Raw genomic sequence first — 18453 nt, 5'->3', positions numbered from 1 at the left:
ATGGCGACAGACGTGCGATACCCCGCAAGTGCCCTCGTCGAGTTCGCCGCGGCGCTGTTCGCGGCCGCCGGGTGCGACGGCGACAAGCCCGACGTGATCGCCCGCGGGCTGGTGGAAGCCGACCTCCTCGGCCACACGACCCACGGGCTCCAGCTCGCGTCGGTCTACCTGGCCGAACTTGAAGGCGGCGCGATGTCGCCGCGGGGCGAGCCGGAGGCGGTCGCGGACCGCGGCGCGTGCGTGACCTGGGACGGCCGGCGGTTCCCCGGCGTGTGGCTCGCGGCGCGGGCCGTCGACCTCGCCGCCGACCGCGCCGCGATCTACGGCGTCTGCACGGTCGTCGTCCGCCGGAGCCACCACATCGGCTGCCTTGCGGCGTTCCTCCAGCGGGCCACGGACCGCGGCATGATGGTTACGATCGCCAGTTCCGACCCGGCCGCGGCGAGCGTCGCCCCGTTCGGCGGCCGCCGGGCGGTGTTCACCCCGAACCCACTTGCGGTCGGCATCCCGACCGACGGCGATCCCATCTTGATCGACGTGAGCGCGTCGATCACCACCAACGGAATGGCCGGCCGGTTGCGCCGCGAGGGGAAGCGGTTCCCCGGGCCGTGGGCGGTGGACGCCGAAGGCGTGCCGACCGATGACCCGAACGCGCTCGTCGGCGACGCCCCCGGCGCGCTGCTCCCCGTCGGCGGGGCCGACCACGGGCACAAGGGCTACGGCCTCGCGCTGATGATCGAGGCACTGACTCAGGGGCTCGGCGGGTTCGGGCGGGCCGAGGCCCCGAGCGGGCTCGGCGCGGCGGTGTTCGTGCAGGTGACCGACCCCGGCGCGTTCGGCGGCCGCGACGCCTTCACGCGCGAGACGTCGTGGCTCGCGGCCGCGTGCCGGGCCACGCCCCCGGTCCCGGGCGTGGACGCGGTGCGGCTCCCCGGCCAGCGCGGCCTCGACCGCAAGCGCCGGGCGCTCGCCGAGGGCGTCGCGCTCTACCCCGGCATCCTCGACGCGCTCGCACCGTTCGCGGCCAGGTTCACCGTCCCCCCTCCGATGCCCGTGATCTGAATCGAACACTTCTCAGCCGGGACCACGCGCACGCGTTCGGCTTTTCTCTCTGCGCATTGGTTGCGGGCCACCGGGGGACCGGTCCTCGCAACCGACGCGTACTCCTCGCGACCGACGCCAACTCTTCGCGACCGCCGCCGACTCGTCGCAAGTAGACGTTTTCTCAACGCACTCAAGGTCCTGCTCCTCGCAACTCGACGTTTGCGCTCCGCACGCATCGCGACAGTTCGCGCGGAGTTTACTTGACAGTGAATGAAACAGTGTCGTATACTGTCGGCATGAAGTCGCACGCTAAACGCTGGACGATCGCCGAACTCGGGGCCGCCGTTGAGCGGGCGCTGGCCATCGACTACGACGGCGCACGCAACGGCCAGGTCCGCGACGTGCCCGACGCCCGCACGATCCGCTACTACGCCTCGCTGGGGCTGGTCGATCCGCCGGCCGAGATGCGGGGCCGAACTGCCTTGTACAGTCGGAGGCACCTGCTGCAGGTCGTCGCCGTGAAGCGGCTCCAGGCCTCGGGCAAGTCGCTGGTCGAGGTCCAGCAGCAACTCGTCGGCCTCGCGGACGCGGCGCTGGAACCGATCGCTCGCTTGCCGGCCGTCATCGAGCAACCGGCCGCGAAGGAGAGCGCCGAGGCGGTCGCCGCGCCCCGGCCCGCACCCGTCGCGTTCTGGGCGACGCCGCCGGCTCCGGTGCCCGCTCCGTCCGGTGCCCGAACACTTCAGCTCGTTCGGCTGTCCGACACCGTGTCGCTGGTGGTCGAAGCGGCCGAGCCGATCTCGGCCGAACACGCCGCCGCACTCCGGGCCGCGGCCGGGCCGCTGCTCCGCATGATTCACGCGCAACCCCAACCCCCTGACCAGGAGTCCACATGACCAACGCGCTTCCGTGCTTGACCGACGACGAGGTCCGTTGTGCCGCTCCTGCGTCGGGGGAGTCGGGGTTCGGTTCGATGAGTACGACGCGGGGGAACCTGCCGCTCGCGGCGCTCGAGGTCCGCGGTCGCGTCACGGGGTTGCTGGTGCGGAACGCGGTGACGCAGACGTTCGTGAACACGCACGCCGAGCCGCTCGAAGCGACCTACGTGTTCCCGCTGCCGGACCGGTTCGCGGTGACGCGGTTCCGGTTCGAGGTCGCGGGCCGGGTGATCGAGGGGCAACTCAAGGAGCGCGAGCAGGCCCGGCAGGAGTACGCCGAGGCGATCCAGGCCGGGCACCGGGCCGCGATTGCCGAGGAGGACCGGCCGGACGTGTTCACGATGCGGGTCGGGAACCTGATGCCGGGCGAGTCGGCGACCGTGCGGCTCGACCTGTCGGGACCGCTCGCGTTTCACGACGGCGAGGCGACGTTCCGCTTCCCGCTCGTCGTCGCGCCGCGGTACATCCCGGGCGCGGCGCTGGAACGCTCACAGGTCGGCACCGGCACCGCACCCGACACCGACGCCGTGCCCGATGCCTCGCGCATCACGCCGGCCGTGCTGCTCCCCGGTTACCCCAATCCCGTGCGCCTGGCGCTCAGCCTCGACATCGACCCGCAGCCGCCCGCTACCGACTTCCGCTGTAGCCTGCACGCGGTCCTCGAATCGACCAACGCCCACGGCACCCACCGCGTCGCGCTGCACCCCGGCGAGCGGCTCGACCGCGACTTCGTGTTGCGGTGGAAGGTCGGCGGGGCCGCGGTCACGGCGTCGCTGATCTGCACGCCGGACCAGAAGGCCGCGGGGGAGGGGACGTTCGCTCTCACACTGGTGCCGCCCGCAGGACTCGCGGGGAGACAGCGGCCGCGCGACGTGGCGTTCGTGCTCGACCGCTCGGGCAGCATGGGCGGGTGGAAGATGGTCGCGGCCCGGCGGGCGATGGCGCGCATGGTCGAGACGCTGACGCCGCGGGACCGCTTCGCCGCACTCGCGTTCGACGACCGCATCGACGTGCCGCCCGGCTTCGAGTCGCGAAACCTCGTCGCGGCGACCGACCGCAACCGCTACCTCGCCGACCAGTTCTTCGCGACGCTCGACGCCCGCGGCGGCACCGAGATGGCCGTTCCGCTGGAACACGCCGCCGAGGCGCTCCGCGAGACGAGTTCCGACCGCGAGCGAATCCTCGTGCTGGTGACCGACGGGCAGATCGGCAACGAGGATCAGATCCTCAACCACCTCTCGACCCGCATCCGCGGCGCACGGGTGTTCGCGCTCGGTATCGATCAGGCGGTGAACGCGGGCTTCCTGAACCGGCTGGCGGGGCTGGGCCGCGGGGCGTGCGAGTTGATCGAGTCCGAAGCGCGGCTCGACGAGGTCACCGACCGCGTTCACCGGCACCTCGGCACGCCGGTCCTGATGGACGTGAAGCTCGGCGGCGACCTGAACATCGTCCGCGATTCCGTCACGCCAGCGCGATTGCCCGACCTGTTCGCGGGCAGCGCGCTGACGGTCTTCGGCCGCTACCGCGCCACGCCGGCCAGCATCGCGGTCCGCGCCGGCGGCTCCGACGGCGAACCGTGGCACGCGAGCGCGCCCGCGGCCGTCGCCGAGACGCCGGCCGTCGAACACGCCTGGGCACGGGGCAGGGTGCGCGCCCTCGAAGATCAGTACGCGATCTCGTCTGATGCGAAGCTCGCGAAGCAGATCGTCGAGACCTCGCTCCGCTTCGGCGTGCTGTGCCGCTTCACCGCGTTCGTCGCCGTGGACCGCTCTGAAGTCGTGAACGCTGGCGGCGAGGTCCACGCGGTCGCGCAACCGGTCGAAGCCCCGGCCGGGTGGGTGGAAGGTGCTCTGAACCTGGGCAAGCGGTTGCTGGGTGCGCTGGCCGGTGGCGTCCAGCCACATGTTTCACAACCAGTGGAGTTCAGGAAGGGTCTGAAGGGGATTGCAGAGTCCGCTCCAGGATCGCCGCCCGCGGCGAGGCCGGCACCGTGTGCGGCTCCCGCACCGATGACCCCGAGCCCTGCGAAGGCGAACCAGTCGCCGCCACTCGATTTCCTTGAGGCGTGTGCCGACGCACCGGCCGAAAGCCACTACCGCGCCGCTCCGAAAAAGAACTACGGCGGTGCGGCCTCTTACCGGAAGCGAGCTGCCGCACCAGCACCCGGCAAGCCCAACACGCCGGCCCCCGAACCCGCAGCCAAGACCGAGATCGCACAGCTCAGCACCGATCACAGCGTTGTGCAGGCGATGGTGGAGTCGAAGACCATCTCGCGCGAAGAGGCGAGCGACCACCGGTTCAAGAACGTGCTGTGGAAGTACCTCGGCAGCAAGGAAGTCGGCGAGGGGCCGGAGGTGCTCGTCGTTCCTGGGGGTGCGGGTGACCGGTTCGTGCTTTGCACCGACGGCGTCACGGGAGTGGTGCCGGCTGAGGATCTGCTGGCGTTCATGCGGGCCGCGACCGACCCGCGAGCCGCTGCCGAAGGGCTCGTCAAGCTGGCGCTCGACAGCGGCTCGCGCGACAACGCTTCCTGTGTCGTCGCGGTGATCGGTGCCGACGACTCGCTCGCGACGGGTTCGTGCTGCCACCAGGGGAACTACCGCGAGAACAACGAGGACGCCGTTGCGGTGGTGCGGTTTGGCGACTGGACCGTGTGCCTCGTCGCCGACGGCACGGGCGGGCAGGCGGCCGGCGAGGTCGCGAGCAAGACGGCCGTTGAGTCGCTCGGCAAGCTGCTCGCCGCGAGCCTCCCGGGGCTCATCAGTGCGGAGGGAATCAAGGCCGCGATCCGCGACGCCATCGTGACGGTGAACGAGGAGATCATGGCCCTCGGGGCCGCCGACCCGAACCTGAAGAACATGGGCTCGACGATCGTGCTGTGCGCGTGGCGCACGGGCGTGCCGCTGATGTTCGTCGCGAACGTCGGCGACAGCCGCGCGTACCACATCAAGCGGGGAAGTTGAGTCGCGGGGTGCGATTTTCGCGCCGGGCGGGGAACGGTGCCGGGCCCGTTCCCCGCCCGGCGCGTTCCGTTGAGTTGGGCGTTGACTCTCGGGAATATCCAGTCGATAGTTGCAACAAGCTCGCCCGCCCGACACCCCGCCCGCGACTCACGCCTGAACCGAACCTCGCACTCCACTCCCGGAGGGTTCGACCGTGCCCCGACCCCGTCGCCTCGCGTTCACGCTCATCGAACTGCTCGTCGTCATCGCCATCATCGCCATCCTGGTCGGCCTCCTGTTGCCCGCGGTCCAGAAGGTCCGCGAGGCGGCGGCACGGGCCAAGTGCAGCAACAACATGAAGCAGGTGGCGCTCGCGTGCCTCGCGCACCACGACTCGAAGGGCGCGCTGCCGCCCGGCGTCGTGGCCGCGCTGTACCCGCCCGACCCGGGGTACGAGCGCCGCGGGTGGTCGTACTTCGTCCTGCCGTACCTCGAGCAGGGCGCGGTGTACGAGAAGATGCAGGCCGCGATGGGCACCGGGAGCCACACGACCTTCCTCCCCGGCCACGAGGCGGTGATCCCGGCGTTCATGTGCCCGTCGGACCCGGCGAACCCGAAGTTCATGACCGCCGGCGCGGCCACCCCGGCCGCGTCGCAGGGGTTCCACGGGAACGTGGTCGCCTGCGCCGGCGACACCACCTTCACCCCAAGCGGCGGGGCCGACGGCACGGCGCTCGGCGGCGTGTTCTTCGCGAAGTCGAAGGTGCGGCTGACGGACATCGGCGACGGCACCTCGAACACCGCGTTCCTGGGCGAACTGATCCTCTCCCGGGACACGACCACCCACGACCTCCGCGGCCGGTACTACAACGCGATCCACACCGGCGGGCTGTTCACGACACTGTACCCGCCGAATAGCCCGATCGGCGACAACACGCAGGGGTTCTGCATCCCGCTCCCGAAGGCTCCGTGTACCGCGGCCCCGAGCAACAGCAACGCCTTCAACCTCGCCCGCAGCTACCACACGGGCGGCGTGAACCTCGCGCTCGCCGACGGGTCGATCCGGTTCGTGAGCAACGGCGTGGTGCCGGGCGTGTACCTGGCGCTCGGCACTCGGGACGGCAAAGAGCCCGCCGGCGACTACTGACACACAACGCGAGGTGCCGACGATGGGCTCACGGTTCGGTGCGCCGGGGCTGTTCCTGGCGCTGTCTGTCGCGGTCGGGTGCCACTCACAGCCGGCGGTGTACGACGTCACGGGGACCGTGTCGCTCGACGGCGTGCCGATCGACGACGGCGAGATCGTGTTCGTCGCGGCCGACAACGGCACCGCCCCCGGCGCGAGCCGGATCGAGCGCGGCGCGTACTCGCTGAAGTTGCCCGCCGGGAAGAAGAAGGTGAAGATCGCCGCGTCGCGGAAGGTGCCGGGGAAGGGGGCGATGGGCGACGACTTCGTGTACCAGAGCTATGTCCCGCCGCAGTTCAACGAGCAGACCACGCTCGGAGCCGAAGTCGCCCCCGGCGCGGCGAACCGGTTCGACTTCAAGCTCGACACAAAGGCGAAGACCGGCGGGTGAGCCCGCCGGCCAGCGTGGTTGCGGGTCACTTCTTCGGCGCGGCCTTCGGCTGCGGGATCGCGGGCGGTTCGCCGCCTGCGAGCGGCCCGAACGCGTAGGCCTTGCCCTGCCAGTTCTTCTCGTTCGGCACCGGCTCCCACTTCGCGCCGTCCTCGCTGCGGCTGATCTTGCTCGGCGGCCACCCGTACCCGTAGAGCCAGCCGTTCACCCGCCGCACCTGCCGCGGCATCGTGCCCTCGCCCTTCGCCCATGTGCGGCCGTCGCTCGAGTGGAGGAACCCCTTGGCGTGCGTGGCGACGAACTCCTTGCCGGTGAACGCGACGCAGTCGAAGTCGGGCCGGTCGGGGTTCGCAACATTATTCTCCCACTTCTTCCCGTCACTGCTCACCGCGATCAGCCCGGCCTGCCCGACGACGACGAACACGCCGTTGCCGAACGCGACGCGATGGATGCCGGGTTGCTTGTCGACCTGCCCGGCCATCTGCGTAACGGTGATCTTCCCCGACTTCGGGTCGAACGCGATCGCGGGGCCGAAGTCGCCCGAGCCGACGATCATCCCGTTGCCCTGTGCCGTGCCGCGGACCCAGTGCGTCTTGCTCGGCATCTCCGAGCGCGCCACCAGTTCCCACTTCTCGCCGTCGGCCGTCTTGAACACGGCCCCGCGGAGGTCGATGGCGTAGAGTACGTCGTCGAGCACTTCGAGGCCGAAGATCGGCGAGCTTCCCGGGAGGACGCCGTCGGACCACTTTTCGCCGTCGCGGGTCGCGGTCATGCGGCCGCTGAAGAACCCGCCGCCTGCGTAGAACGCGCCCTTGAAGTTGGCCGCGACGTTGAGGTCGTTCTGGTCGTGCTTCGGCTCGCCCCACGACTGGTGCTTCTCCCACGCCGTGCCGTCGCGGGAGAGCATCCGGTGCCCGCCGTGGCCGACGGCGAGGAACCACCCGTCACCGGCCTTCTCCTTCTTGGGAGGCTGACCGGCGGCCGGAACCGTCGCGGCCGCGAGGCCGAACGCGAGTGCGGCGGCGAACAGTTTGGGCGCGGGCATCGGTGATCTCGCGAGGAGCGATACGGGTATACTATTGTACCCACTGAGGAGATAGCGCCCCCGGGTGGATTCCCATGCTCTCGTCCCCGCCGCCCGGCACCCGTGTCCGCCTCCGCTACAATGCCCGCGCCCGGGCGGCCACCCCGCACCACGACCGCGTGGGCACCGTGGTCGCCCCCGCGGGCCGCGCGCGCCCCGCAGCGGTACCGGCCGTGCTCGTGTTCCGGCCGAACCGGGCGGGCGAGAAGCGGCCGCCGAACAACCACTTGGTCCGCCTTGATAACGGGGAACTCGTCGTCGTTCCCGCCGGGAACCTCCGGAGGGCGTGAACCGCGACCGCGGTCGCTGTCACGACTCCTTCTTCTTCGGGGGTGCCTTGCGGGGCCGGGCAGGCCGCGGTGCGGGCTTGCCGCGGCCGGTCTCCTCCTGCAGCTCCTCGATCTTCTCGGACGCCTCGGCCTTGGTGAGGTCGGCCGGCACCTCGGCCCCGGCCTCGCGGGCGAGGGTGCTCAGGTACGACTCCTGCGGGCCGGTCATCGGCTCGTCCCCGGTCACCCAATCGGCGGGGTCCTTGGCGGCCGGGGCGCTCGTCTTCTTGGTGGCCATCACGTTCTCCTTCGTGTCCCGTCCACCACTGCGGTGAACTGGCAATATGTACAGCAAGAAGCGTGCCCGTCCGGGCCGGGTGTCGCGGGCCGCGGGCGGTCCGTATCTTGACGACCTCCGTTGGCGGTTGGCCGGCGGCACACGAGGGCGGGAGATGGACGCGGTTCGGCCGGGCCGGTACCGGCACTACAAGGGGAACGAGTACACCGTCGTCGGCGTCGCGCGGCACAGCGAGACGCACGAGGACCTCGTCGTGTACCGCCCGGAGTACGGCGACGGCGGGCTGTGGGTCCGGCCGCTTCAGATGTTCGTCGAGTCGGTCACTGTCGAGGGCCGCGAGGTGCCGCGGTTCGCATTTCTGGGGGCCGGATCGTGACGACGCCCGCGAACGTGCTCCGCACCTCGGTCGGCGACTTCCCGCTCGGCGAGTGCCGGCTCGCCGTCGGCGGCCGGGACTGGGCGGTCCTCTACACCGCGGCCGTGGTCACCCGCGCCGAGGAGTCGCGGTACCTGTCGCGCGCGGCCCACGACCTGCCCTACGGCGTCGCCCTGTGGCCCGGCGCGATCGCACTGTCGCACGAGATCGCTCTCCGGGGCGCCGAGTTCCGCGGCCGGAGCGTCATGGAACTCGGCGCGGGCACCGGCCTGCCCGGGATCGTGGCCGCCTCGGCCGGGGCCGCCGTGGTGCAGAGCGACTGGAGCGAACTCGCGCTGCACGTCTGCCGGCTCAACGGCGAGCGGAACGGGGCGCGCGGCATCGAGTACCGCGAGGCCGACTGGGCCGCGTGGGCCGACCCCGCCAAGTACGACTGGCTCATCGGGTCCGACATCCTGTACTCGTACCTCAACCACGAGTACCTGCGGCGCATCTTCGAGGGGAACCTCGCGCCCGGGGGCCGCGTGCTGCTCGCCGACCCGTTCCGGGCCGAGTCGCTGCCGCTCCTGGAGGAGTTGGCGGCCGCCGGGTGGCGCGTCGCCCACTCGCGGTGGTCGATCGGAGAAGGGGCCGACGCCCGGCCCGTCGCGGTCTTCGAACTCGCCCCGCCCGGGAGCGTCCCGTGACCGAGCCCCGGCGCGCCGCGCTCCTGTGGAGTGGTGGGAAGGACAGCGCCCTCGTGCTCCACGCGGTCCGAACGGCCCACCCCGACGTCCGCATCGTCACGCTGGTCACCTGTCTGAGCGCCGCGTTCGACCGCGTGTCGATGCACGGCGTCCGCCGCGAACTCATGGTGGCCCAGGCCGACGCGGTCGGGCTGCAGGTCGAGTTCGTGTCGATCCCCGGCCCGCCAAGCCCCGACGCCCCGGTGCCGCACGCGGCCCCGGGCACCGCATTCCCGCCGAACGACGTGTACACCCCGACGATGCTCGCCGCGTTCGGCCGCCTCAAGGCCGCCGGAGTCGAGGTGATCGTCTTCGGGGACATCTTCCTCGAAGACCTGCGGGCGTTCCGCGACCGGCTCCTCGCGACCGCGGGGCTGGAGGGTCTGTACCCGCTCTGGGGCCGCAACACGGGCGAACTGTACCGAGAGTTTTGTGCGGCCGGGTTCCGCGCCGTCACCGTGTGCGTGGACGGCGATCGCTTGACTGAAGGGCACTGCGGGCGGGAGCTCGACGCCGCCTTCGCCGCGGCGCTCCCGGCAGGGGTCGATCCGTGCGGGGAGCGGGGCGAGTACCACTCGTTCGCGTTCGACGGGCCGGTGTTCGCCCGCCCGGTCGCGGTCGCCCTCGGCGGCGTCCACTGCTCCCCGCCGTTCGTGTTCCGCGAGTTGGTGATGGCGTGACGAGGTCAGGTGAGACGTGGCGGGAGGCTTGGCTCGTCGGTCGGGCTTTGGTGACTGACCCGACCGACGACTCGCATCAGTTCAAGGCTCAAACACGTGCGAAGTAAATCAGGTCCGTCGGCCGGGCCGTGACCGCGTCCAACTGGTCCACGTAGAGCGTGGTGATCCCGCCCGAAGCGGTGAGGGAGTCCGCGTCGCCGCCGCCGCGGAGCGAGTCCCCGGTCACGCCGTTGCCCGTGATGCTGTCTTCACCGTTGCCGCCGTCGATTTTGTTGGAGCCGGTGCCGCCGGTGAGCGTGTCGTTACCATCACCGCCCTTCATCTTGGCGGACCCGGTGCCGTTGTTCAGGATGGCGTCGTTCTCGGTGCCGCCGTCGATCTTGGCCTTCCCGAGCGTGGCGAACGTGATGCCATCGGCCCCGCCGTCGCCGTTGATTTTTACCTTACTGGTCGCCGTCACGTTGATCGTGTCGTCGCCGGTGCCGCCCGTGACGGTGACCTTTTTGACGTTGATTGCGGTAATCGTGTCGTTGCCGGCCTCGCCCTTGAGGTCCGCCCGACTCGCCGAGTCGCACGTGATCGTGTCGTTGCCGGTGCCGCCGATGATGCTCGCGGTGCCCGGAGTTCCACACGTGATCTTGTCGTTGCCGTTGCCACCGGTGACGACCGCGGAGCTGGCCCCCGCGACTGTGACCGTGTCGTTGCCCTCGCCTCCGGCGACGGTCGCCGCGCCCTTCGTATTGGTCGTGACGGTATCGTCACCGTTCCCTCCATCGACCGCCGCGGAGCCCTTGAACAAGCTCCCGGGCTCGCCGCTGAGTGTAACCGTGTCGTCCCCGTCGCCGCCCCGGAACGTCACGTTCTTGTCGAGCGTGACCGTGACGGTGTCGGCCCCGATCCCGCCGGTGATCAGGACGGTGTTGAACGCGGACAGCGGGAACAGCGAACCCACGCTGTTGAAGGTCACGAGGGCGTTGTCGCCCGACCGGCTCACAACAATGGTGTTGGCGTCGGAGTTGCCGACAATGGTCAACACCGATCCGTTCAGCCCCGCTGCGGGGAGTGTGCGGCCTTCGAGAGCTTCGATGCTAAGACGCGATGATGTGCGACGCATAATACGGTTCCTTGGAGAAGAATGCGATGCAATGAAACACGCCGGCGGGAACCGCCGGACGCCTGGAGCAGGCTGGGAACCTGCTGACGCGGTCTCGCGGTCAACGCGGTTCGGGTTGGGGACCGATTCTCGGAGGGTCGCGCTCGACGTTGGGCGAAACGTCGCCGGGGGCGGAACCTCGCGCCGATTCGGGCGAGGTTCCGTCCGCAGCTCCGTCGGGCGCGGTGAGAATGTTCAGGGTGGGGGGCGTCGCCGGCACGGCCCGTGAGCGAACCACCGCTCGCGGGCCTCGACCCTTTGTCACTGACCAGGTGTCAGGTGTTGTATGGTGGAAGCCTAATGCAACTTCGGGTCCCGAACCGGCCCCCGGGTTTGCTTTCACCGTAATGGCCGCAAGCCAGCTACCGATTCACGTCTCGGGATCAATGTCGTGACTTCCACAATCAACCAGATGGGTGCGCGGGGGATTGAGACCCGCCGCACGCTGCCGTTTCGTGTGCAACACGTTTCCGTTTCGCCCCGCGACGCGACCCCGCGTTCGCGGCTGACCCCTCGCGTGGGCAAGAGTGCGGTTGTAGCGGTGGGTGGGGGCGGGCCTGTTATGAGGCGGGCCAGGGATCACCTCCTCGGTTGGCCCAGGTTCCCGCGGCGATTCCTTCACGGCACCGCCGTTGCACTCACCCTCGTGCCCCGCCCTGAGGCGAAGTGAAGCACAATTCAACGGAGCCCGACGATGGCCGATCTCGAACAGCGACGCGAACCGGAGCCCGCCCGGACCGGGACCGACGCGAACACCCTGCCGCGCGACGTCGGTCAGGTGCCCCGTGGTCCGGGCGGCGGCGACGAGCGCCCCACTCCGCACCTTCCGACGGCCGGGGCGGGCCGCGGGGACCGGGGCCAGTCCGGGGAGCAGAGGAACGATGCGTGCAACGACCCCGGCGAGCACAACACGGGCGTCACCGGACACTGACCGCCCCCGATGCACAATTGAACGTGGTCCCGAACGGGATAGCCGGTTCGAGCAACCCACCGACCGGAACCCCGGCCAAGGCTCCAACCACACACGGTCCTGACCCGATCACTTCCCCGTCTGCGGGGGAGCGGTTCGACCGTACAGGTTCATCAGCGGGGTGACCGAGATGCCGTGGACCACGACCGAAACCGCGACCGTGGTCAGCGTCAGCCGGGATATTTCGCTCGCCAGGGGCTCGGGCAACCCGTGGGTGAGGGCGTAGGCCAGGTAGTACACCGACCCGGCCCCCCGGACACCGAACCACCCGATCAGCCGCAGCTGGTGCCCGGTGACCCCCGATCCCACCAACCCGATCCACACGGCGACCGGGCGCACGGCCAGGAACACCAGCGGCGCGAACCACCACCCGGCCGGCGCGAGGGCACTCAGGGAGAGCAGGCTGCCGAGCACCAGCACGACGGCCACTTCCCCGATCCGCTCGACCTGCTCGTTGAACCGGAGCACCTGGCGGGCCAGGTGGGCCGGTGCCGTGTCCGGGTCGGTCGCCAGGTGGTCCTCCGCGACCTCCCTCCGCCGCTCCCTCAATTCCTCCCGCGACGCCCCCCCGCTCTCCTGCATCTCGACCCGCCGCAGGGCCACACCGGCCGCGAACACGGACAGGAACCCGTACCCCCCGAGCACGTCGGCGAGCCCGTAGGACAGAGCGATCAGCCCGAGGGTCAAGAAGTTGTCCCGCCCGACCGCCTCCTGGTGCCCCCGTCGGAGGTAAAGGACCAGCCGCCCGGCCCCGCCGCCGAGCGCCCAGCCGGTTCCCAGGCCGGCGGCCAGGCCCCACACCAGGTCGACCGCCCACCACCGCCACCCGCCCGCCCCGAGGTCGTGGAGCCCGAGCAGCCCGAGGCCGAGGAAGACGAACGGGAACGCCGTGCCGTCGTTCAACCCGGCCTCGCCGGTCAGCCCGAACCGCACGTGGTCCCGGTCCCAGGCGTTCGTCACCTGCACGTCGGCCGCCAGGACCGGGTCGGTCGGGGCCAGGACCGCGCCCAGGAGAACGGCCGCTCCCAGGGGGAGGCCGAGGAGGTAAACACCGACGAGAGCGATGAGCCCCACGGTGACGGCCATCGAGAGGAAGGCCAGGCGGACGGGGAGGAGCCAGCGGCGGTCGCCCGGCGGGACGCGGAGCTTGAGCCCGGCGGTGAAGAGGGACACGATGACGGCGACCTCGGCGACCCGCTCGACCACCCGCGCACCGGGCGGCAACTCGAGGCCGAGCAGGCCGAGTCCGGCCGGGCCGATCGCGTACCCCGCGACCAGGTAGAACATGGCCGCCGACAGCGGGACGCGCTTGACCACTGACCCGGCGAGGGCCATGACGGTCAGAAGGAGTCCGAGGAAGAGAAACCAGGCGGTGTCTTGCATGTCCGGCTCGAGGGGCGGGGAGCGAGCACCGGGGTCCGTGCAAAGCTCGGGCCGCTCCGAATCCGGTCAAAGTGGGACCGGCGGACCGACGGCGCTGCCGACATCGCAGGCCACTCGCGGCGGAGTAAAATGGTGCGAAACTCCCTTCCGCGAGGTCGGCTATGGCGAAGAAGCGAACGGCGGTAACCCCCTCTCTCTTCGAGGGCGAACCGAACCCTCCCGCCCCCTCACCGCCCACCGAGGCCGAGTTCCCGCTCCCCGCGGACCTGTCCCCGTCCTGGCTCGCGCACCTCGAGCCCGAGACGCACCAGCCGTACTGGAACGACCTCCAGCGGTTCGTGGCCGGGGAGCGGGACGCACACGCCGTGTTCCCGCCGGCCGCGGACGTCTTCAACGCGTTCCGGTACACGCCGCTCGAGTCGATCAAGGTGTTCTTACTCGGCCAGGACCCGTACCCCGGTGCGGGCCAGGCCCACGGCCTGTGCTTCTCGGTCCGGCCCGGGGTGCGGCTCCCGGCCTCGCTGCGGAACATCTACAAGGAACTGCAGGACGACCTCGGCATCGCGCCGGTGAAGCACGGGTACCTCGCGTCGTGGGCGCACCAAGGGGTGATGATGCTCAACGCCTGCCTGACGGTCCGGGCCGACGCGCCGAACTCGCACGCGGGGAAGGGGTGGGAGAAGTTCACCGACGCGGCCATCCGGGCGGTCAGCGACCGCAAGCAGCCGGTCGTGTTCCTGTTGTGGGGGGCGTACGCGCAGAAGAAGATCAAGCTGATCGACGAGTCGCGGCACGTGGTCCTCAAGTCGGCGCACCCGTCGCCGCTCTCGGCCGCGAACGGGTTCTTCGGCAGCAAGCCGTTCTCGAAGATCAACGCCGCGCTGGAAAACCTCGGGGAACCGCCAATCAACTGGCAGCTCCCCGAGGCGGTCACGGAGGGGTAGTCACTTCACCCGGTTCGGCGGGAGCTTCCCGAGGTTGTCGAACAGCCGGACGAGTGACGCCATCAGCTTCTTGAAGTCGCCCTCGTGCAGGCTCTCGTTCGGGGCGTGGGCGTTGCTCGCCGGGTCCTCGATCCCCATGAGCAGGGCCGGCGCGCCGCCGAACAGGTCCGACAGCGGGCCGACGAACCCGATACTGCCGCCGCACCCGATGGCGACCGGGTCGCGGTCGAAGCCGCCCCGCATCGCCGCGAGCGCCGCCTCGAACGCGGGGCCGTTCGGGTCGGTCATCCACCAGTCCACCGGCGGCCCGGCCGGCGTCACCTTCACCTCGCACCCCCACGGCGGGTCCTTCGAGAGGAACGCCGTCAGGTCCGCGAGCACCTTCTCGGGCTTCTGGTCCGGCACGATCCGGCAGCTCACGAGCGCCGACGCCTTCGGGAGCACCTGGTTCGACGCCCCCTTGATCGAGCTCGCCTCCTGGGCGATCACGGTGACCGCGGGCCGGCGCCACGTCTGGGCGTAGGCGTTGTACCCGTCCTCCGTCGCGAGCCGGGCGGTCGGGACCATCCCGACCCCGGTGCGGAACTTGTCCGGGTCGAACGGCAACTTGCCGAACGCCGCGCGCTCCTTGTCGGTGAGCGGGCGGACCTCGTCGTACATGCCCGGAACGGGCAGGGGGCCGTTGTTCCAGTACAGCCGGCCCAGGATCGCGTTGAGCGCGATGGCCGCGTCGGGCAGCGCGCCGCCGGCCATGCCGCTGTGCGCCGGGGTCCTGGCGGTACTCACCTCCACCTGGACGCCGACGATGCCGCGGAGCGAGTACGTCAGGCTCGGGATGCCCACCTCGACGTTCTCGGTGTCGCACACCACGACCACGTCGGACTTGATCCGCTCCTTGTGCGCCTCGAAGAACTTGAGGAGGTACTTCGACCCGATCTCCTCCTCGCCCTCGACCAGCACCTTCACGTTCACGGGGAGGGTGTTCCCCGTTTTGCGGTACGCCGCGATCGCGCCGAGCATGGCCGAGATCGCGCCCTTGTCGTCGGCCGAGCCGCGGGCGAACAGGCGGCCGTCGCGCCGCGTCAGCTTCCACGGGTCGGACTGCCACTGCTCGACGAAGTTCACCGGCTGCACGTCGTGGTGCGCGTACAGGAACACCGTCGGCTTGCCGGGGGCGTCGAGCCACTCGCCGTAGGCGTAGGGCAGCGACCCGCCGACGCGGAGCGTCTCCACGTTGTGGAGCCCCGCCTGCCGCATCATGTCGCACGTGAGCTTCGCGGTGCGGTCGATCTCGGCGTGGTGCTCGCCGTCGGTGCTGATGCTCTGGATGGCGACGAGGTCCGCCAGCCCGCGGACGATCTCCTCGTGGTTCTTGCCCAGCCAGTCGAGTGCGGCCTGCAGCATGGCGTGTCCCCTGTGTCCGGTTGAGATCACTCTAGCCGTCGGGTGCGTCCGGGTAAACCCGCTGTGGTATGCTAGTCCCCGCCGACCGGCGGCGTGGTCGCTGACGCGGGGGCCAGTTCGGTCGAGTGCGGGCCGGGGATGAGGTTGCGGGCACCGACCAGGTCGAGGAACTGCTCGTCCGACAGCCACCGCCGCCGGCCGACGACCTCGTCGCGCATCGGGGCAACCTGCGCCGCGGGCCGCCGACCGAGGTCGCCCCAGCCGGAGGAACAGGGCGGTCGCCTCCCGCGCGGCGGCGAGCGGCGGCCGCGGGACCGGTGGCAGGGAACCGCCGGTCACTTCTTCTTCGGCTCCGGCTTGACCACGGGCGTGTCGTCCGCGTTCCCCCACTCGGACCAGCTCTTGTAGTAGTTCCGCACGTCCTTCGCCCCCATCAGCTCCAGCCCGTAGGCCATGACCGAGGCCCGGCCCCCGGACTGGCAGTGGGTGGCGGTCGGGCGGTCCAGTTTGATGCCGGCACCGTCGAACAGCTTCTTCAACTCGTCCGGCGACTTGAAGCGGTGCGAGTCCTTGTCGATCAGGTCGATCCACTCCAGTTGCGTCGCGCCGGGGATCGCGCCCGCCCGCGCGTTCTTCATCCCGTCAATTCCGCAGAACTCGCCCTCCGAGCGGGCGTCCACGATCTGGAGCTTGTCGCCCGTGAGGGACTTGAGGAGCTGGTCCTTCGTCGCCAACCGCTCGGCCGCGGCGACGGCCTTGAACTCGGTGGATGTGACCGCGGCCTCCGCCTTCTCGGTCGGGTGCTTGCCCTTCTCCCACCCGACCCAGCCACCGTTGAGGAGGCGGGCGTCCTTCACGCCCCAGTACCGGAGCACCCACCAGACGCGGGCGGCGTCCTTGGCCTGGTTGTCGTCGTACACGACCACGCGGCTGTCGGCGGTCAGGCCCAGGCCCCCGATCCGCTTCGACCACGCGGCCGCGTCCCTGCCGTCGCCGAAGCCCTTGGCCCAGTCCGCGTGGTCCACCCACCGCGCGCCCGGCACGTGACCGGCCTCATACTTTGCCCGCGGCCGCGCGTCAAGGATCACGAACCCCTTGAGCGCATCGGGCTGGGCGAGGGCGGCCGGTTCGACCAACAGGTCCGGTCGCGGGTAGTCCCCGGCGCGGCTTCCACCGGCCGAGGCGAGCAGTGCGGCTGTTGCGAGAGCGGCGAATCGTGTCACGGGATTCCTCCTGACCGGCGGGCGTCTCCGGCTCCATCCGTTCCAGTGCGGACGCGCCAGTTTAACCCCTGTCGGCCGCCCTCGCCACCCCGGCGCGGTCCCGGGGCCGCGGACGGGTATGCGACCAGTACCCGGACAGGAGCGGGTGAGCCGTAGCGCGTCGTTGTGGTGCGGTGCGAGAATGGTTCCGGGCGACTCATACCAAATTCGATTGATCCGTGACCGTCAGGCGGCGACGGCCCAGTGGAAGCCGGCGACTCCTCCGACAACCTCCGGGTGATCGGCCATCCACGCGGCGCGGGCGGTGACGGTGGCGGCCAGGGCCGGCAGGTCGTCGAACACGCGGTTCGCCACCGCCTCCCGGAGCACCGGCCACAGCCGCTCGGCCGGTTGCAACTCGGGCGTGCAACTGGGTAGGAAGTGGAGCCGCACGTTCGCCGGCACCACCAGCCGCTTCGCCGTGTGGTACCCGGCGTTGTCCACGAGCACCACCAGCACCTTCGACCCGGTCGGGTCGGCCCAGTCGGCGAACGCCGCGAGCACCTCGCCCATGCGTACCGTGTCCGCCTTCGGGTGCAACCAGAGCCGGTTCCGGCCGCTCGCCGGGTGCGCAAACCCGAACACCTGCGCCGACTCGAACTGGTGCCGCCCACAGGTCGCCGGGCGGGTCCCCCGCCGCGCCCACACCCGCCGCGTCACCGGCTTCAGCCCCACCCGCGCCTCGTCCTCGCACCACAGTTCCACCGTCCTGTCCGGGTGTTCTCCCCGCAGGTCCGCCAGCCGCTGCCCGAGGTGGTCAAAGCCACCCCCGTTGCTGCTCCCCGGAGGCCGCCCTCGGGTGCCGCGGGCGGGGAACGACCAGGCGGAACCCGAGATCCGTGAGCCACTGCCACCCGGTGGACGGCACCACCTCGACGCCCCACCGGTGCCGCACGAAGGCGACCACCTTGGGGCCGCTCCACAGGCCCCCGTCGGGCGGCCGTTGGGCGAGGGCGGCGAGCAGTTCGGCCCGTTGCTCGGCGGTCAACTTGGCGGTCGCCCCGTTGCTCCGCCGTCCGTCGGCCAGGGCGTCCGGCCCGGCGCCGTTGTACCGGTGGACGAGGGTCCGCCCCCACCGCGGGGTGAGGCCGACCACCCGCGCGGCGTCGGCCACGGACCGGGACGGGTCCGGCCGGGTGACCAGCCACAGCAGGTGCCAGCGGGTCTTCTCCGCCGCGTCGCGGCAGCTCCGGTACCGCTCCTCGATCTCGTCCGCCGTCAGGTGCGGAGCCACGTCGATCCGAGCCATGGTGTTCTCCTCCCAGGTGACACCACTTTGGAGTGAGGAACGCATCAATCGGATTCGGTATCAGACACCCCACGTCCGGAACCAAGCGTTCCAGGTCCGGAACCATTAGATGTTCTTCACGATAAGCTCGGTGCCGGTGCGCACCCGCCGCGTGG

19 protein-coding genes and 1 pseudogene are annotated in these 18453 nt (G+C 70.6%); 11 read left to right on the top strand and 9 right to left on the bottom strand.

Annotation, left to right across the window (positions count from 1 at the left end; translation table 11 throughout):
• The 5 genes from ACTIGN_RS21890 to ACTIGN_RS21870 all read left to right on the top strand — a co-directional run bounded on the left by ACTIGN_RS21890 (window position 1) and on the right by ACTIGN_RS21870 (window position 6501).
• Window positions 1-1062 carry an Ldh family oxidoreductase gene (locus ACTIGN_RS21890; protein ID WP_439627787.1) on the top strand — a complete coding sequence of 354 codons (1062 nt, stop codon included), beginning with the start codon at window positions 1-3 and terminating at the stop codon, window positions 1060-1062.
• A 260-nt stretch (window positions 1063-1322) separates the two neighbouring features.
• A complete protein-coding gene (locus tag ACTIGN_RS21885; RefSeq protein ID WP_439627785.1) occupies window positions 1323-1940 on the top strand; it encodes a MerR family transcriptional regulator in 618 nt (205 codons plus the stop codon).
• 77 nt (window positions 1941-2017) lie between these two features.
• Complete coding sequence (locus ACTIGN_RS21880) at window positions 2018-4945, top strand: VIT domain-containing protein (RefSeq protein ID WP_439627783.1); 2928 nt, start codon at window positions 2018-2020, stop codon at window positions 4943-4945.
• Between the two features lie 193 nt (window positions 4946-5138).
• Window positions 5139-6071, top strand: coding sequence for a DUF1559 family PulG-like putative transporter (locus ACTIGN_RS21875; RefSeq protein ID WP_439627781.1), 933 nt, complete (start codon window positions 5139-5141; stop codon window positions 6069-6071).
• A gap of 22 nt (window positions 6072-6093) precedes the next feature.
• Window positions 6094-6501: a hypothetical protein gene (locus ACTIGN_RS21870; protein WP_439627779.1), complete on the top strand. Its 408-nt coding sequence runs from the start codon at window positions 6094-6096 to the stop codon at window positions 6499-6501.
• A 25-nt stretch (window positions 6502-6526) separates the two neighbouring features.
• Here the strand turns inward: ACTIGN_RS21870 and ACTIGN_RS21865 are convergent, their stop codons facing one another.
• Window positions 6527-7546: a hypothetical protein gene (locus tag ACTIGN_RS21865; protein WP_439627777.1), complete on the bottom strand. Its 1020-nt coding sequence runs from the start codon at window positions 7544-7546 to the stop codon at window positions 6527-6529.
• A 74-nt stretch (window positions 7547-7620) separates the two neighbouring features.
• On the opposite strand from ACTIGN_RS21865, the gene ACTIGN_RS21860 reads away from it, so the two are divergent.
• Window positions 7621-7875: a hypothetical protein gene (locus ACTIGN_RS21860; RefSeq protein ID WP_439627775.1), complete on the top strand. Its 255-nt coding sequence runs from the start codon at window positions 7621-7623 to the stop codon at window positions 7873-7875.
• Window positions 7876-7894: 19 nt separating this feature from the next.
• Here ACTIGN_RS21860 and ACTIGN_RS21855 read toward each other — a convergent pair whose 3' ends face one another.
• Entirely contained in the window at window positions 7895-8152 is a 258-nt protein-coding gene (locus ACTIGN_RS21855) for a DUF3072 domain-containing protein (protein WP_439627773.1), read from the bottom strand.
• 154 nt (window positions 8153-8306) lie between these two features.
• Here ACTIGN_RS21855 and ACTIGN_RS21850 point away from each other — a divergent pair, with 154 nt between their 5' ends.
• Genes ACTIGN_RS21850 through ACTIGN_RS21840 form a run of 3 tightly spaced genes read left to right on the top strand, consistent with a single transcriptional unit; the run spans window position 8307 to window position 9933 of the window.
• Window positions 8307-8528: a DUF1653 domain-containing protein gene (locus ACTIGN_RS21850; RefSeq protein ID WP_439627771.1), complete on the top strand. Its 222-nt coding sequence runs from the start codon at window positions 8307-8309 to the stop codon at window positions 8526-8528.
• Window positions 8525-9214 (top strand): class I SAM-dependent methyltransferase, encoded by a 690-nt coding sequence (locus ACTIGN_RS21845; RefSeq protein WP_439627769.1) that lies wholly within the window; start codon window positions 8525-8527, stop codon window positions 9212-9214. Before ACTIGN_RS21850 ends, ACTIGN_RS21845 begins: the two co-directional genes overlap by 4 nt.
• The gene (locus tag ACTIGN_RS21840) at window positions 9211-9933 is read left to right on the top strand and encodes an ATP-binding protein (RefSeq protein ID WP_439627767.1); all 723 of its coding nucleotides are present in this window, start codon (window positions 9211-9213) and stop codon (window positions 9931-9933) included. The genes ACTIGN_RS21845 and ACTIGN_RS21840 overlap by 4 nt, the downstream gene beginning before the upstream one ends.
• Window positions 9934-10021: 88 nt before the next feature.
• Here ACTIGN_RS21840 and ACTIGN_RS21835 read toward each other — a convergent pair whose 3' ends face one another.
• Window positions 10022-10969: a calcium-binding protein gene (locus ACTIGN_RS21835; RefSeq protein WP_439627764.1), complete on the bottom strand. Its 948-nt coding sequence runs from the start codon at window positions 10967-10969 to the stop codon at window positions 10022-10024.
• An 811-nt stretch (window positions 10970-11780) separates the two neighbouring features.
• Between ACTIGN_RS21835 and ACTIGN_RS21830 the strand changes: the two genes are divergently transcribed.
• Entirely contained in the window at window positions 11781-12017 is a 237-nt protein-coding gene (locus ACTIGN_RS21830; RefSeq protein ID WP_439627762.1) for a hypothetical protein, read from the top strand.
• A 108-nt stretch (window positions 12018-12125) separates the two neighbouring features.
• Here ACTIGN_RS21830 and ACTIGN_RS21825 read toward each other — a convergent pair whose 3' ends face one another.
• Window positions 12126-13439 carry a cation:proton antiporter gene (locus ACTIGN_RS21825; RefSeq protein ID WP_439627760.1) on the bottom strand — a complete coding sequence of 438 codons (1314 nt, stop codon included), beginning with the start codon at window positions 13437-13439 and terminating at the stop codon, window positions 12126-12128.
• A gap of 161 nt (window positions 13440-13600) precedes the next feature.
• Here ACTIGN_RS21825 and ung point away from each other — a divergent pair, with 161 nt between their 5' ends.
• On the top strand, window positions 13601-14383 hold the full coding sequence (ung, locus tag ACTIGN_RS21820) for a uracil-DNA glycosylase (RefSeq protein WP_439627758.1): 783 nt from the start codon (window positions 13601-13603) through the stop codon (window positions 14381-14383).
• Here ung and ACTIGN_RS21815 read toward each other — a convergent pair whose 3' ends face one another.
• From ACTIGN_RS21815 to ACTIGN_RS21795, 5 genes and pseudogenes are all read right to left on the bottom strand, one after another.
• Window positions 14384-15787, bottom strand: a complete 1404-nt coding sequence (locus ACTIGN_RS21815) for a M20/M25/M40 family metallo-hydrolase (RefSeq protein WP_439627756.1) — start codon at window positions 15785-15787, stop codon at window positions 14384-14386. It abuts the gene before it with no gap.
• A gap of 110 nt (window positions 15788-15897) precedes the next feature.
• Window positions 15898-16060: pseudogene (locus tag ACTIGN_RS21810) on the bottom strand (chromate transporter); the annotation flags it as partial.
• A 62-nt stretch (window positions 16061-16122) separates the two neighbouring features.
• On the bottom strand, window positions 16123-17010 hold the full coding sequence (locus ACTIGN_RS21805; RefSeq protein ID WP_439627754.1) for a sulfurtransferase: 888 nt from the start codon (window positions 17008-17010) through the stop codon (window positions 16123-16125).
• Window positions 17011-17235: 225 nt separating this feature from the next.
• Window positions 17236-17781: an IS630 family transposase gene (locus ACTIGN_RS21800; RefSeq protein WP_439627841.1), complete on the bottom strand. Its 546-nt coding sequence runs from the start codon at window positions 17779-17781 to the stop codon at window positions 17236-17238.
• Between the two features lie 25 nt (window positions 17782-17806).
• Complete coding sequence (locus tag ACTIGN_RS21795; protein ID WP_439627752.1) at window positions 17807-18298, bottom strand: winged helix-turn-helix domain-containing protein; 492 nt, start codon at window positions 18296-18298, stop codon at window positions 17807-17809.
• Window positions 18299-18453 lie beyond the last annotated feature (155 nt).

It is taken from the genome of Gemmata sp., assembly GCF_051859125.1.
In the GTDB taxonomy this organism is placed as follows: domain Bacteria; phylum Planctomycetota; class Planctomycetia; order Gemmatales; family Gemmataceae; genus Gemmata.
This window is presented reverse-complemented; position numbering and strand designations above follow the sequence as displayed.